The sequence below is a fragment of the Pseudomonas sp. WS 5010 genome (genome assembly GCF_012985565.1).
Lineage (GTDB): Bacteria > Pseudomonadota > Gammaproteobacteria > Pseudomonadales > Pseudomonadaceae > Aquipseudomonas.
Map to the genome: position 1 here is coordinate 21,158 of NZ_JAAQWQ010000013.1, position 15,161 is coordinate 36,318.

Below are 15,161 nucleotides of genomic sequence, written 5' to 3' on the forward strand. Positions count from 1 at the left end.
TTGAGCACTCGTGCCTGAAGGTCAAAAGTGTTTTGCCGATTCGTGGCTTACTCCCCCGAGGAGTTGCCCGTAGCCTGCGCTCATACATTTTCAACCTTCAGGTAAACCCCCATGAAAAAAGTTCTGTTGCTCAACGGTGGCAAGAAATTCGCCCACTCCGATGGTCGCTACAACAACACCCTGCATGACGCCGCCCTGGCGGTGCTGGACCGGGGTGGTATCGACGTGAAAGTCACTCATATCGACGCCGGCTACGACGTGGCCGAAGAAGTCGCCAAGTTCCTCTGGGCCGACGTGATCATCTACCAGATGCCCGGCTGGTGGATGGGCGCCCCGTGGATCGTCAAGAAGTACATCGACGAGGTCTTCACCGAAGGCCACGGCAGCCTGTACGCCAGCGATGGCCGAACCCGTTCCGATGCGTCGCAAAAATACGGCAGCGGCGGCCTGATCCAAGGCAAGCAGTACATGTTGTCGCTGACCTGGAACGCGCCGCAGGCCGCATTCGACGACCCCAGCGACTTCTTCGAGGCCAAGGGCGTGGACGCGGTGTACTTCCCGTTCCACAAGGCCAACCAGTTCCTCGGCATGAGCGGCCTGCCGACGTTCCTCTGTGTGGACGTGATGAAACGCCCCTCCATCGAGGCTGATGTGCTGCGCTACGAGCAGCATCTGGCCCAGGTGTTTAACCTGGCGCCGTAATACGGCTAGTATCCACGCAGCCGTATTCACGAGGATGCACGTTGAAAGCCCGATCCGATGAGCTACAGATCTTCGTCTGCGTGATTGAATGTGGTTCGATTTCCGCCGCCGCCGAACAAGTCGGGCAGACGCCCTCGGCGGTCAGCCGCACCCTGTCGCGGCTCGAAGCCAAGCTCGACACCACCCTGATCAACCGCACCACGCGGCGCATGGACCTGACCGAAGAGGGCAAGTACTTCTTCGAGCAGGCCAAGCTGATCCTGGAACAGATGCAAGCGTTGGAAGAGCGCCTGTCGTCGCGCCAGAAAACCCCGTCCGGGCGCTTGCGGATCAATGCCGCGTCACCGTTCATGCTGCACGCCATCGTGCCGTACGTCGCCGAGTTCCGCCGCCTGTACCCGGATATCCAGCTGGAGCTCAACAGCAACGACCTGATCATCGACCTGCTGGAGCAGAGCACCGATATCGCCATCCGCATCGGCGCCCTGGCGGATTCGACCCTGCACGCCCGCTCCCTGGGTTGCAGCCCGCTGCATATCCTTGCCAGCCCGGCCTATCTGGCACAACACGGCACGCCAGCGACCGTGGCCGACCTGGCCAACCATACGTTGCTGGGCTTTACCCAGACCGAAACCCTCAACCACTGGCCGCTGCGCCATGTGCAGGGCGACCGCTGGCAGATCGAGCCGGGCATTGCCGCGTCCAGCGGTGAAACCCTGCGCCAACTGGCGTTGGAGGGGCAGGGGATCGCCTGCCTGTCGCACTTCATGACCATCGAAGACATCAACGCCGGCCGATTGCAGACGGTCCTGGCTCCGTTCAACAGCGGTTACCGCCAGCCGATCCACGCGGTGTACTACCGCAACTCGCAACTGGCCCTGCGTATCCAATGCTTCCTCGACTTTATCCAGGAAAAACTGGCGCGCTACGCCTGTTGACCTACCCGTTGTAGGAGCCGGCTTGCCGGCGATAGCGGCCTGAAGGTTGCGGGGTGATGCAACTGGCCTCATCGCCGGCAAGCCGGTTCCTACTGGTTCGGTTTCGTGGTTTTGCGTACCATCGCCGCCTCATCCCCCGCAACTCCCCCGGTAAACCCATGAAGCTCTCTCGTCTGCGCGCCGACGCCCTGGCCGGACTCACCACGTCTTTTGCCTTGTTGCCCGAATGCATCGCCTTTGCCCTGGTAGCCCACCTCAACCCGCTGATGGGCCTGTATGGCGCCTTTATCATCTGCACCTTGACCGCGTTGTTCGGCGGCCGGCCGGGGATGGTCTCGGGGGCGGCAGGGTCGATGGCGGTGGTGATCGTCGCGCTGGTGGTGCAACACGGGGTGGAGTACCTGCTGGCGACGGTGGTGCTCGGCGGCCTGATCATGATTGCCTTCGGCCTGCTGCGCCTGGGCAAGTTGGTGCGCATGGTGCCGCACCCGGTGATGCTCGGTTTCGTCAACGGCCTGGCGATCATCATCGCCCTGGCGCAACTGGAGCATTTCAAAAGCGCTGAGGCCTGGCTCAGCGGTACACCGTTGTACGTGATGACGGGGTTGGTGGCGGCGACCATGGCCATCGTCTACCTGCTGCCCCGCCTGACCCGCGCGGTGCCGCCGGCGCTGGTGGCGATTCTTGGTGTGGGGCTTGCGGTGTACCTGCTGGGCTTGCCCACTCGCACGCTGGGCGAAATGGCCCACATCGCCGGCGGCCTGCCGACGTTTGCCCTGCCGCAGATCCCCTGGACCCTGCAAACCCTGGGCATCATCGCGCCTTATGCGTGTTTGATGGCCATGGTCGGGCTACTGGAAACCTTGCTGACCCTCAACCTCACCGACGAAATCACCGAGACCCGTGGCTACCCCGACCGCGAAAGCGTGGCCCTGGGCGCGGCGAACATGGTCAGCGGGGTGTTTGGCGGCATGGGCGGCTGCGCGATGATCGGGCAGACGGTGATCAACCTCAGCTCGGGCGGGCGCGGGCGGTTTTCCGGGGTGTTTGCCGGGGTGATGATCCTGCTGTTTGTTTTGTTCCTGTCGCCGCTGATCGAGCGCATTCCCCTGGCGGCGCTGGTGGGGGTGATGTTCGTGGTGTCCCAGCAGACCTTTGCCTGGGCGTCGCTACGGGTGATCAACAAGGTGCCGCTCAATGATGTGCTGGTGATCATCGCGGTGACGGTGATCACGGTGTTCACCGACCTGGCCACGGCGGTGCTGTGCGGGATTGTGATTGCCGCGCTCAACTTTGCCTGGCAACAGGCGCGGGAGCTGTATGCCGATGAACATCTGGAGGCCGATGGCAGCAAGCTCTATCGCCTGCACGGCACCCTGTTCTTTGCCTCGACCACACCGTTCTTGAACCAGTTCGACCCGGCCAACGATCCGGCTCAGGTAACGCTGGACTGCCGGCACCTGAGCTTTGTCGACTACTCCGCCATCGCCGCGTTGATGACCTTGCGCGAGCGCTACGCCAAGGCCGGCAAGCACCTGCGGGTGCTGCACTTGTCGGAGCGCTGCAAGAAACTGCTCAAGCGTGCGCGGGTGCAGCACGACTGATCCTGGCGGGATAGGCGAGGGGGTTAGGGGCCGACGAGGTTTTCCAGTTCCTCGGCGCGGGTCTGGGTCATGTCCAGCACACAGCCGGAGCCGTTGACCTGATCGATGCTGCCCCCGGTCGCGGAGCCGACGAAGGCGCAATTGGCATCGCGGTATTTGATCCACAGGCGTTGCACATCCTGCAGTTGTTGCTTGCGCTGGCCCTGGGCATCCAGCGCGGCTTTATAGGCGTTGTTCAGGCGCAGGTCCTGAATCCTGGTTTGTTCAACGTTGCAACTGACCATCGCCGCCGTGGTGTTGGCAGCGTCCAGGCATTTTTGCAGGGCCGGGCTGCTGTCGGCGGCCACTGCGGCGCCGCACAAGGCCAGCCACAGCGTGCTGGCGGTGAAAGTTCTCAGGTTCATCTTGGGCTTCCTGGCGGTTATTGGGTTGCAGTTTAGGCCAGCAGTCGAGTTTCCCGTATCTGCTCTGTGTTGCATGTAAGAACTATCCCCCGATTTTCATCCTGGCTCTGCGGGCATGTCCCAAAGCGACAGCGCTTACCTGTGGGCGAAAATTACTTTCATAAAATTTGAAAACCTTCCTCGGTAATGATTTATGAGTTTCACAACCAATTCGACGTGACCCTTTCCGAGGAGTACCGCATGGCCGCATCACCGGGCGTCTGGCTGTTGGCATACGCTGCCATCGCCATCATTGCATTGATCGTGCTGATTGCACGTTACCGGCTCAACCCGTTTATCGTCATCACCCTGGTATCCATCGGCCTGGCGCTGCTGGCCGGGATGCCGGCGGATACGATCATGGGCTCCTACGAGGCGGGCGTCGGCAAGACCCTGGGGCATATCGCGCTGGTGGTGGCCCTGGGCACGATGCTCGGCAAGATGATGGCCGAATCCGGCGGCGCCGAGCAGGTGGCGCGCACCCTGATCAACCGTTTCGGCGAGCGCAATGCCCACTGGGCCATGGTGTGCATTGCCTTCCTGGTGGGGCTGCCGCTGTTTTTCGAGGTCGGTTTTGTACTACTGGTGCCGATTGCCTTTACCGTGGCCCGGCGTGTGGGCGTGTCGATCCTGATGGTCGGCCTGCCGATGGTCGCCGGCCTGTCGGTGGTGCATGCCCTGGTGCCGCCGCACCCGGCGGCGATGATGGCGGTGCTGGCGTATAACGCCTCGGTCGGGCAAACCGTGCTGTATGCGATTTTGATCGGCATCCCCACCGCGATCATCGCCGGCCCGGTGTACGCCAAGTTCATCGTGCCGCGCATCCATTTGCCCGCCGAAAACCCGCTGGAGCGCCAGTTCATCGAGCGCGAGCCGCGCACCCGCCTGCCCAGTTTCGGCCTGACCATGGGCACCATCCTGTTGCCGGTGGTGCTGATGATGATCGGCGGTTGGGCCAACCTGATCTCCACGCCTGGCAGCGGCTTCAACCAGTTCCTGTTGTTTATCGGCAACTCGGTGATCGCCTTGCTGGTAGCGACCCTGGTCAGTTTTTGGACCCTGGGCCTGGCCCAGGGCTTCAACCGCGAGTCGATCCTCAAGTTCACCAATGAATGCCTGGCGCCGACCGCCAGCATCACCCTGCTGGTGGGCGCGGGCGGCGGCTTGAACCGGATCCTGGTAGATGCCGGCGTGACCCATGAAATCCTCGGCATGGCCAATGCCTTCAACCTGTCGCCGCTGGTGATGGGCTGGTTGTTCGCTGCATTGATGCGCATTGCCACCGGCTCGGCGACCGTGGCCATGACCACCGCGTCGGGCGTTGTCGCCCCCGTGGCCCTGGGCCTGGGTTACCCACACCCGGAATTGCTGGTGCTGGCGACCGGTGCCGGTTCGGTGATCTTTTCCCACGTCAACGACGGCGGCTTCTGGCTGATCAAGGAATACTTCAATATGACGGTGATCCAGACCTTCAAGACCTGGACCGTACTGGAGACTTTGATTTCAGTGGTCGCCTTCGGCCTGACCTACGGCCTGTCTCTTGTTTTATGAGCCTCATCCTGTAACCCGGAGACCCCATGGACATCCTCTACCAGATCCGCGCCCGCCAGGATTCCTTCAGCGCTGGCGAAGGGCGTATCGCCCGGCTGATGCTCGATGATGTGGGTTTTGCCGCATCCGCCAGCCTGGAAGAGCTGTCCCAGCGGGCCGAGGTCAGCACCGCCACCTTGTCGCGCTTTGCCCGCAGCGTCGGTTGCCGCGACTTGCGCGACCTGCGCCTGCAACTGGCCCAGGCCAGTGGCGTGGGCAGCCGTTTTCTGGACCCGGCGGGGTTGCCCGAGCAGTCGGCGTTTCATCGCCAGATCCTCGGTGATATCGAAGCGACGTTGCGCCAGCACCTGTCGGGCTTCAACCAGGCCGGGTTTGTCGATGCGGTGAACCTGCTGGGCAAGGCGCGGATGATCCACGCGTTTGGCATGGGCGGCCCGTCGAGCCTGTGCAGTGAAGAGTTGCAGGTGCGCCTGGTACGCCTGGGCTACCCGATTGCCGCCTGCCGCGACCCGGTGATGATGCGGGTCACGGCCGCCACGTTGAGCGCCGAACACGCACTGATTGTCTGCTCCCTCACCGGCCTGACGCCCGAGCTGCTGGGCGTGGTGGAACTGGCCCGCAATTATGGCGCGCGGGTCGTCGCCATCACCCTGGCCGATTCGCCGCTGGCGCAGTTGGCTGACGTACTGCTGCCGCTGCAACCAGCGGAAACCAGTTTTATCTACAAACCCACGGCGGCGCGCTACGGCATGTTACTGGCCATCGATTTACTCGCCACCGAACTGGCCCTGGCCATGCCGGACGACAACCAGGAACGCCTGCGCCGGATCAAGCTGGCCCTGGACGACTATCGCGGCGGCCCTGACAGCCTGCCGCTTGGAGATTGAAATGAAGTACCACACGCTGATTCGCCAGGCGCTGATCATTGATGGCAGCAACACGCCGGGGTATCTCGCCGACGTGGGGCTGCGCGAGGGGCGGATCGAGAAAATCGGCGACTTGTCGGCCGCCCGGGGCGAGCATGAGATCGAGGCCAATGGCCGTGTACTGGCGCCGGGTTTTATCGACGTGCACACCCACGACGACACCGTGGTGATCCGCCAGCCGCAGATGCTGCCCAAGCTCAGCCAGGGCGTGACCACGGTGATTGTCGGCAACTGCGGCATCAGCGCCGCGCCGGTCAGCCTGCGTGGTGCCCCACCGGACCCGATGAACCTGCTGGGCAAGGCCGAGGCGTTTGCCTATCCGCGTTTCCTCGATTACCGCGCGGCGGTGGAAAACGCTCACCCGGCCCTCAACGTCGCGGCATTGATTGGCCATACCGCTTTGCGCAGCAACCATATGGACGACCTGCACCGCACCGCCACCGCCACCGAAATCGCGGCGATGCGCGAGCAACTGCAGGAAAGCCTGGCGGCGGGCGCCCTCGGCTTATCCACAGGGCTGGCCTACGCCAGCGCGTTCAGCGCCGACACCGACGAAGTGCTGCAACTGAGTGAAGAGCTGACGGCGTTTGGCGCGGTGTACACCACCCATCTGCGCAGTGAGTTCGAGCCGGTGCTGGAGGCCATGGACGAGGCGTTTTTGATCGGCCGCCACGCCAAGGCACCGGTGATCATTTCCCACCTCAAATGTGCCGGCGCCGGCAACTGGGGGCGTAGTCCACAGCTGCTGGCGTCCCTGGAACAGGCGGCGAAGAGCCACCCGGTGGGTTGCGATTGTTATCCCTATGCCGCCAGTTCCTCGACCCTGGACCTCAAGCAAGTCACCGATGCATTTCGCATCACCATCACCTGGTCGACGCCGCACCCGCAAGTGGGCGGGCGCGATCTGCAGGACATCGCGGCCGAATGGGGCGCATCCCTGCTGGACGCCGCCCGCCGCCTGCAACCGGCGGGGGCGGTCTATTACGGCATGGATGAGGCCGATGTGCAGCGCATCCTCGCCCACCCACTGTCGATGGTCGGCTCCGATGGATTGCCGGAAGACCCGTTCCCCCATCCGCGCTTGTGGGGCGCATTTCCACGGGTGCTCGGACATTTCAGCCGCGACCTGGGACTGTTCCCGCTGCACACAGCCGTACACAAAATGACCGGCCTGTCGGCCGCGCGCTTTGGCCTGGCCGGGCGTGGCGAAATCCGCGAGGGGCATTGGGCTGACCTGGTGCTGTTCGACCCGTTGCGGGTAAGGGATGTGGCGGACTTCAAGGACCCGCAACGTGCCGCCGAGGGGATTGATGGGGTGTGGGTCAATGGTGTGTTGAGCTACTGCGAGGGGCAGGCGAATGGTCACAGGGCTGGGCGCTTCCTGGCGCGTAGCGGGGATTTGCGGCGGGGTTTTGCCCAGGTGTGATCGGCCGTGAGGTGTGTCGGATTGTGGTCAATGAGGGCTTACAAAAGGTAGGTTGTGACGGTGGAAGCGCTATCTAATATGGGCAGGACTTCTTACGGAGAGCCTGTATGCCAAATCAATATGATAGCGTCAGTCGTTTCGGTAACCCGCCCAACGTTGCGGCCGCGTTGTACGCCAGTGGCCCTGCTGCCAGCATTCATGCGGCGACCGCCAATGCGCTGACAGCCTTTCCTTTCCCCCGCGATACGATCAAAGGCTGGATCCAGGAAAAGGTCTGGAACCTGACCAACCAATGGATCGACCCTGACAAGGTCTACCTGCATAAATTTTCGTCGGCGCACAGCACGCACAATCCCAGTGCGGTGACGGGCTGGGAGCACAACGGGGCTCCCGAATCCTCCATGACCCTCACCGAGGCCGTCGCCAGCGATTTTTTCTCGGCGCAGCGCTATGGCGCTGCCGGGAAGGCCCAGGCGGTAGCCCATTTCCTGTCTTCGAACACAAGCCCGTTCTCCCTGTTTGAAAGTGAAAGCGTCACGGACTTTTTCAGCCGGCTGGGCCGGTTCGTTCTTGATCGAACCGGGCCTGGCTACATTTACTCGAAAATTCATGATGATGTACCCAATGCCCGGGAGGCCTGGCGGGACCTGGATTCAGTCTACGGCCTCTATCTGGATGGCCCGCAAAAGGGCAGCTACAACGCGGACAATCAACTGCGCATGAAGCCCAGCGAGTTGTTGGATTTGGTGCGCGAGGGCGACTTGCAGAAGAAGGTGATTGCCAAGCTGGACGACTTCTGGACCCAGCACGGCAGCGAGTGGCGCACGCTGGCGAAAAAGCAGTTTGTAATGCAAGCCCGAGCCGCCCGGGGCCTGAACCAGAAAGATCCCAGCCAGGGCTTGAGCCCGCAGGCGTATGCCAGCGTCATGCAGGCGGCCGCGCCCGACGTGCCGCTCGAAGGCCCGGTGTCAAAAGAACAGTTACAGGCCGAGGCGGCGCCAGGGCCGGACACCCGGGTGTTGTGCTTCGACATCAATGGCTACCGCTCCAACAACATCCTGCGGTTTGTCGCGAAGGATGGCAGCGAAACCTTGTATATCCCCGGGGGCCAACCCTCCTTGCTGGCGTTCAAGGACCGTGCCGAAGTGGACCAGTGGGTACTTGCGCAGAGCAAGGACCCGGCGAAGGCCACGGCGCTGGAGGCGCATTTTTCCTTGCGCGATCGCCAGCAGGGGGTATTCGGCGCCCTGAGTGCCAGCGGTGTGGACAGTACCCTGAAAAAACTAGGTTCTCGTGACCTGGCGGCCAACGAAAGCCATATCGACACCCTGAATTACCCTGTCGGTGGTGATGTGTTTTCCTTCATGGCCAGCCAGACACGTGAGCGCATCAACAACGATGCCGATACCGAAATGAAGTCCAATGCCGAGGTGTACAAGGACGATGCCCTGGGCCTGTTGCAAGCGGGCAATGCGGTCTTTGCCATCCCGATGGCATTGCTCGGGCCGATTGGCCTGGCGCTTGGCACTGCATTGTTTGGAGCACAGGTGGGGCTGGAAATCGACACGGCTGTGCAAGGCGATACCCAGGCCGAGCGCGCGAGTGGCTTGCATGCTGCGGTGATGGACGTGGCGACGATGGGGTTTTTTCATGCGCTGGGCAAGTCTGTTCCCCTCACTGCCGATCCCGCCGTCGAGGCGGCCTCACCAGCGGGCCAGGGCGAGGCTGCAAACGGCGCGGGAGCCAGACCTTTTTTCAATTATCGACGAGTGAACGGCAAAATTGGCGTGCTGATGAGCCCCGACGGCCCGCCACGTTTACCCGCGCCGCTGGGGGGCAAGCTGAATCCTGCGTGGGATCCCTCCATGGAAATTTACCTGCAGTCGGGATCCCGGCGGCCGCAGGTTCAGCCCAGGTATGAGACCCCACAGCCCAGCCCCAAAAGACCCAGGCTTGACGACTCGGAGGGGGAACTGTCGGAGGATGAGCAGTCGCCACCTTCCGTGGCTTCGGATGCCACGTCATCCGGGGATTACGATCCCTATGAGGATAATGTCATCAAGACCAACCCCTTCAAGGCCGGCGTCACCCTGCCTGCCGGTGGGTATTTCAACAGTCGGGGCATGATCGAGCGCACCGACCGGCCCAAGTTGTATCGCGTCGAAAAGGCCGAGCGCGTGGAGCGCCGGGGGGACCCGTTGGATGTTGGTTTTCGGGACTCAAACTTCTTTTCCGGGCCCGAAAAGATGATGGATGGCAAGGTGCTGGTGGCCTCTGGCTCCAAGGCAGCGGCCATGCATTTTGGCGAGACAGAGTTCAGCGGCGATTACCATTTGTACGAAATCGACAGCCGCGGCATTCCTGCCGTGTCCTTCAATGAAAACATCGACGCCAACCCCCAGTTCGTCGAGGCCCGCCAGTGCGTTGCACCCGGTACCCTTGAGCGTCTGCGCAACGAGGGGCGCCTGGATGAGTTTGCGGCCAATGCCTATAGGTTCGATGAGGTGCATGTGTCCAATGAGGATCTGTCGAACGCGCGGATCACCAAAATCCCCCATGGTTGAACGCAGCGTCGTCAGGCATTCACAGTGGACGGGCTATGGGGTAGGGTGATGGCGCCTCAACAGGGAGTATTCTGGATTTGGAGAGTCTTATGCGGTTAGGAAACGTCACCCCCATCCTGCGGATTTTCGACGAGGCCAAGGCGCTGGAGTTCTACGTCGATTTCCTGGGATTCAAGGTCGATTGGCAGCACCGGTTCGAAGCGAATTTTCCGTTGTACCTGCAAGTGTCGTTGGGCGAGTGCGTGCTGCATCTATCCGAGCACCATGGCGATGCCTCACCGGGCGCAGCGGTGCGGATTCAGGCACCAGGGGTGGATGGGTTCCAGCAGCAATTGCAGGCCAAGAATTATCGCTTTGCCAAGCCTGGAGTGGAGGAAACTCCCTGGGGCTCGCGGGAGATGAGCATCAAGGACCCGTTTGGCAATCGGCTGGTGTTTGTCGAGGAAGGGCAAGCCTGATCGACAAATTTCAGGCAATAAAAAACCGCCTTGGTAGGGCGGTTTTTTATTGCAATCCCAGTTAGTGGCTGGGGTTGCTGTCTCAAAAGACGCAATCGACCTGCCCGCGAATATTAACGTTGACCATATCGGTTCGCAAGGTTCAACGATGATCGGCACCGATCGCTTCTGAAGCTTTTCTCGCGTCAAAGCTGACTGCAAAAAGCTGCAATAAATCTACCGTCAAATACTGGATGCTTGACCACTATTGGTCACACCTTTGGCCTAAATGTTGGTTAGGATCTCCCCCGTTCTGCGTCTGTCGCTTTTAGGTGAGTCGGGTATGCGGGCGAATTCCGGACCGGCCGCCACGGGCTAGTAATCCGTGCCGGATTCATGCGGAAGGACCATTAGCCCGGCCACCTCAAGAGACGTAATCGACCTGCGTTCAAAGGCTCACGTGTTCCGGTAAGTGCGCTGGAGGTAAGGCCCAACTCTTAGGAGGGCCGAGTATGTCCAAGTTTGCACGACGTACGTGGGACCTCGTAGTGAATTGCCTGCGTGTTTATCACGTCTGGAAATTCCTGCGAGACAGCTTCGATGACCGTTAAGGCCTGAGAAGTGGAGCCGCCCCGGTTTCGGCCGGGGCGGCTTTTTGCTTAGACCCGGAAATGGCTGACCATCTGCTGCAACTGGCTGCCCAGCCGTGCCAGTTCGACGCTCGACTTGGCAGTCTCGTCGCTGGCCGTTGCGGTCTGTTCCGATACGTCACGTACATTGACGATGCTGCGGCTGATCTCTTCGGCCACGGCGCTTTGCTGTTCGGCGGCGGCGGCGATCTGTTGGTTCATCGACTGGATGTTCGACACCGTGCGGGTGATGTTCTCCAGGGAGACGCCGGCCTTGCGGGTCAGTTCGACGCTGCTGTCGGTCAGGCTGCGGCTGTTGTTCATCACAGCGGCCACTTGCTGGGTGCCGTTCTGCAAGCCGGCGACCAGGCCTTCGATTTCTTCGGTGGATTTTTGCGTGCGCTGGGCCAGGCCACGTACCTCGTCGGCGACCACGGCAAACCCACGCCCGGCTTCACCGGCGCGCGCCGCTTCAATCGCGGCGTTGAGCGCCAGCAGGTTGGTCTGCTCGGCCACGGCCTTGATCACGTCCATCACGCTGCCGATCTTGTTGCTCTCTTGTTGCAGGTGGGCCATGGCGTCAGTGGAGCGTGCCACTTCGTCGGCCAGGCGTTCGATCTGGGCGATGGCTTCGGCCACCACCTTGTCGCCTTCGCGGGCCTGGCCATCGGCGGCGGATGCGGCCTGGGAGGCTTGTTCGGCGTTGCGCGCCACTTCCTGCACGGTGGCGGTCATTTCATGCATGGCGGTGGCCACTTGATCGGTTTCGATTTTCTGGCTGTTGACCCCGGCGCTGGTCTGCTCGGTCACGGCCGACAGCTCTTCGGCTGCGCTGGCGATCTGCGTGACGCCGTCGCGGATCCCGGAAATCAGCTCGCGCAAGGTGGTGCCCATGCGCTGGATGCCTTGTTGCAGCACGCCCAGTTCGTCGCGGCGGGTCACTTGGATGTTGTGGCTCAGGTCGCCGGAAGCGATGCGCTCGACCACGGCCAGGGTTTCCTGCAGCGGGCGGGTGATCTGCCGGGTGATGACCAGCGCGGCGATAATCCCCACCAGCAGCGCCAGCACGGTGCTGATCAGTTGCAGGCTGCGGGCCTGGACGCTTTCGGCGTCGCGGCGTTGCAGCTGGATGTCATACAGCGCTTCGCTGCGCGACACGATATCGGCACCCTGCACGGTCATTTCCTGGCGAGCGAGGACGATATTGGCGTTGGCCGCTTTATACGCCTGTAGCGCATTGCGATAGGCGCCCAGGGCATTTTCCAGGGCGATCAGCTCGGCTTGCTGGGACTCACCAAACACGTTCTTCAAGCCTTTGAGGCCATTGATCGCCGATTCAATCTGCGCCGCTGCACGGGCTTCGGTGTCCGGGTTGACGTTGCCGGTGTAGCCGCGCACTTCATAGCGGGCCACCTGGAACTCTTCCTTGGCGTGGTTGACGGCTTCGTACTGGGCGAAGCGTTCACTGCTTTCAGGCAACTGCCGCACGCTCTGGTCCAGTGCCGCAATCACCAGGCCGGCGGCGTCGGCGCGTTCGCCCATGGTCTGGCGAGCCGCGTTGCCGTTACGGTAGGCCTCGCGCATTTTGTTCAGCGACTGCCGGTAGGCGGTGATGATGTCTTTCTGCTCGTTGAGCAGCTTGAGGTTTTCCGGGCTCTTGAAGCTGTTGACCAACTGTTGCTGCTGCGCGGCAAAACTGTCGAGGGTGGTCTGGACGTTCTGCGCCACGGTTTCATCGCCGTTGGCGAGCATGTATTGCAGGCGCACGATCCGCAGTTTGGTCAGCGAGGCGTTGAGCTGGGTGATGTCGCTCATCCAGTTGCTGCGGTCGATCAGGCTGCCCAGGCTGGTCCAGCCGGTGAGCGCGAGGATCGAGGTGAGCACCAGTACCAGGCCGAAGCCCAGGCCCAGTTTCAAGTTGACGCTGATGTTGCCAAACCATGTATTCATCGAATTCCTCCAGGAACAGATTGCGTGTACATCAGTTGCTGGAAGATCGCCCAGCCGATGGATAGTCAGGAGATATCGGCAGGCAGGGCGAGAGCTGAAACGGTTTTTTAGCCAATGTGGGATTGGCGGATGAGCGGTCATTACTCCCGATGTAGGCGCTCTTCACCCGTTGGGCAGGATGCTCAGGACCAGACACGATGCGGCATCCCGGCTGAGGTGGATGCGATTGTGGGCAATGCGCGGGTCGTGGGCCTGGCCCTCGGCTTCGCCGCTGTTGGGGTTGACGTCGAAGCGCGGGAAATTGCTACTGGAAATGTCCAGGCGCAGGCGATGGCCCTGCTTGAACAGGTTGCAGGTGGCAAATGGCTCGATGTTCACTTTCACCCGTTCGCCGGGTGTCAGCGGTTTGGGCTGCTCCCACGCGTCGCGATAACGGCAGCGGCGGATGCCGTCGGTGATGTTCATCGCAAAGCCTTGCGGGTAAGCGGCGCTCGGCGGGTAGACATCCACCAGCTTGGCGGTGAAGTCGGTGTCCGGCGCGTCGCTGTCGATCCATAGCTCGATCTGCACCGTGCCGGCGACGATCAGGTCTTCGGTCAGGGGCGGGGTCTCAAAGCTCAGCACATCGTCGCGTTCGCACAGGGGGCGATTGTCACCATGGGTGCCAAAAAAGTCCGCGCGCTCACGCTGGTCGAAGGCGCCACCGACGAAGATCGGCGCACCGGATGTCAGTGCGCCGCCCACGGTCGGCACCGGGTTGGCGGGGTCGGCGTAGTAACCCAGGACGGCCTCGTCAGCGCTGGGCGCAACCTCGGTCAATTGCCGTTGTTCATCCAGGTACAAGGTCAGCGCCTGGGTGCCGGGCAGCGGCCATTGCTCGGCCTGCAACCAGCGGCCGCCGTGTTGCAGGCGCCCCTTTTCATCCGGTAAGCCGCTACCGCCGCCCATCAGGAACACCTGCACCTGGGCCTGCGGTGGCTGCGTCCCAGGCTTGAGGGACTGCTCGAACCATTGCAGGCGGCAACTCAACCAATCCTGCGCCACCTGGCCGTCAAACGCGGCCTGGGCGCCGAACTCCACATCGCCGCTATGGCTGATGTTACGGTCACCGTGCAGCCACGGCCCCATGATCAACTGTTGCGGTGCACGGTTGGCGCGGGTGAATGCGGCGTAGTTGGCCAGGGTCGAGCTGACATAAGCGTCATACCAACTGGACATGAACAACACGGGAATATCCGGCAAGTCCGCGTAATGACCTTCGGCATAAATTCCCGACTTCTGCCAGTAGGGGCCGAAAGTGCCCTGGGCCCACTGCTCCAGCAGATAGGCTTCGTACTCGGGCACATGGCGCAACGGTGATTGGCCCGCCTGCCAGGGCATGCGGCGGAACCACTCATGGATGTCTTCGTCTTCCAGCGCCTGGCGTACTTGCGGGTCGGCCAGGGCTAGCGGGCTTTCCTTGGCCTGGCGAAAGGCCCAGGTAGCCTGCTTGAGTTCAAACGCACCGCCCTGGCGAATCCCGCATTGGTAGGCGTTGGCGAAGCCGCCGCTGTCGAGCACCATGCTGCTCAGGCCCGGCGGGTGCAGGCAGGCCATCGCCAGCTGGGTGTGGGCCGCGTAGGACAGGCCCATGCTACCGATCTTGCCGTTGCACCATGGCTGGCGAACGATCCAGGCCAGGGTGTCGAAGCCGTCTTCGCCCTCGGCGGTGTATTTGGTGAACACCCCTTCGGAGGCGTAGCGCCCGCGGCAATCCTGGAAGATCGCGACAAACCCCTGGGCGGTAAAACACGCCGCCATCTGCTCGCGGGAGATGTGCTGGCCGTCGAGCTGTTTTTCCGAGCGCGACGGTTTGCACTTGTCATAGGGCGTACGTTCGATCACCACCGGATACGGCCCTTCGCCGCCCGCCGGCAGGTAAATATCGGTGGCCAGGTGGATGCCATCGCGCATGGCGATCATCTGGTTGTGCAGGGTTTGCATAGGTAAAA

General features: G+C 62.1%; 11 protein-coding genes. 8 read left to right on the forward strand and 3 right to left on the reverse strand.

The features are described from left to right. The first annotated feature begins 111 nt into the window (after positions 1–111). The 3 genes from HBO11_RS27245 to HBO11_RS27255 all read left to right on the forward strand — a co-directional run bounded on the left by HBO11_RS27245 (position 112) and on the right by HBO11_RS27255 (position 3,244). Entirely contained in the window at positions 112–702 is a 591-nt protein-coding gene (locus HBO11_RS27245) for an NAD(P)H-dependent oxidoreductase (RefSeq protein WP_169955126.1), read from the forward strand. Between the two features lie 41 nt (positions 703–743). Beyond that, entirely contained in the window at positions 744–1,640 is an 897-nt protein-coding gene (locus tag HBO11_RS27250; protein WP_169955125.1) for a LysR family transcriptional regulator, read from the forward strand. Positions 1,641–1,798: 158 nt separating this feature from the next. Beyond that, positions 1,799–3,244: a SulP family inorganic anion transporter gene (locus HBO11_RS27255; protein ID WP_169955124.1), complete on the forward strand. Its 1,446-nt coding sequence runs from the start codon at positions 1,799–1,801 to the stop codon at positions 3,242–3,244. Between the two features lie 23 nt (positions 3,245–3,267). Here the strand turns inward: HBO11_RS27255 and HBO11_RS27260 are convergent, their stop codons facing one another. Beyond that, positions 3,268–3,648, reverse strand: coding sequence for a lysozyme inhibitor LprI family protein (locus tag HBO11_RS27260; protein ID WP_169955123.1), 381 nt, complete (start codon positions 3,646–3,648; stop codon positions 3,268–3,270). A gap of 186 nt (positions 3,649–3,834) precedes the next feature. Between HBO11_RS27260 and HBO11_RS27265 the strand changes: the two genes are divergently transcribed. From HBO11_RS27265 to HBO11_RS27285, 5 genes are all read left to right on the forward strand, one after another. Beyond that, positions 3,835–5,238 carry a gluconate:H+ symporter gene (locus HBO11_RS27265; protein WP_169955122.1) on the forward strand — a complete coding sequence of 468 codons (1,404 nt, stop codon included), beginning with the start codon at positions 3,835–3,837 and terminating at the stop codon, positions 5,236–5,238. Positions 5,239–5,264: 26 nt separating this feature from the next. Continuing rightward, positions 5,265–6,125 carry a MurR/RpiR family transcriptional regulator gene (locus HBO11_RS27270; RefSeq protein ID WP_169955121.1) on the forward strand — a complete coding sequence of 287 codons (861 nt, stop codon included), beginning with the start codon at positions 5,265–5,267 and terminating at the stop codon, positions 6,123–6,125. 1 nt (position 6,126) lies between these two features. Then, on the forward strand, positions 6,127–7,590 hold the full coding sequence (locus HBO11_RS27275; RefSeq protein ID WP_169955120.1) for a D-aminoacylase: 1,464 nt from the start codon (positions 6,127–6,129) through the stop codon (positions 7,588–7,590). Between the two features lie 107 nt (positions 7,591–7,697). After that, on the forward strand, positions 7,698–10,154 hold the full coding sequence (locus HBO11_RS27280; protein ID WP_169955119.1) for a DUF6543 domain-containing protein: 2,457 nt from the start codon (positions 7,698–7,700) through the stop codon (positions 10,152–10,154). Between the two features lie 89 nt (positions 10,155–10,243). Then, a complete protein-coding gene (locus tag HBO11_RS27285; RefSeq protein WP_169955118.1) occupies positions 10,244–10,612 on the forward strand; it encodes a glyoxalase superfamily protein in 369 nt (122 codons plus the stop codon). A 638-nt stretch (positions 10,613–11,250) separates the two neighbouring features. On the opposite strand, the gene HBO11_RS27290 is transcribed toward HBO11_RS27285, so the two are convergent. Together HBO11_RS27290 and HBO11_RS27295 are read right to left on the reverse strand one after the other, a co-directional pair. Then, positions 11,251–13,170 carry a methyl-accepting chemotaxis protein gene (locus HBO11_RS27290; protein ID WP_169955117.1) on the reverse strand — a complete coding sequence of 640 codons (1,920 nt, stop codon included), beginning with the start codon at positions 13,168–13,170 and terminating at the stop codon, positions 11,251–11,253. Between the two features lie 162 nt (positions 13,171–13,332). Continuing rightward, the gene (locus tag HBO11_RS27295; protein ID WP_169955149.1) at positions 13,333–15,153 is read right to left on the reverse strand and encodes a CocE/NonD family hydrolase; all 1,821 of its coding nucleotides are present in this window, start codon (positions 15,151–15,153) and stop codon (positions 13,333–13,335) included. Positions 15,154–15,161 lie beyond the last annotated feature (8 nt).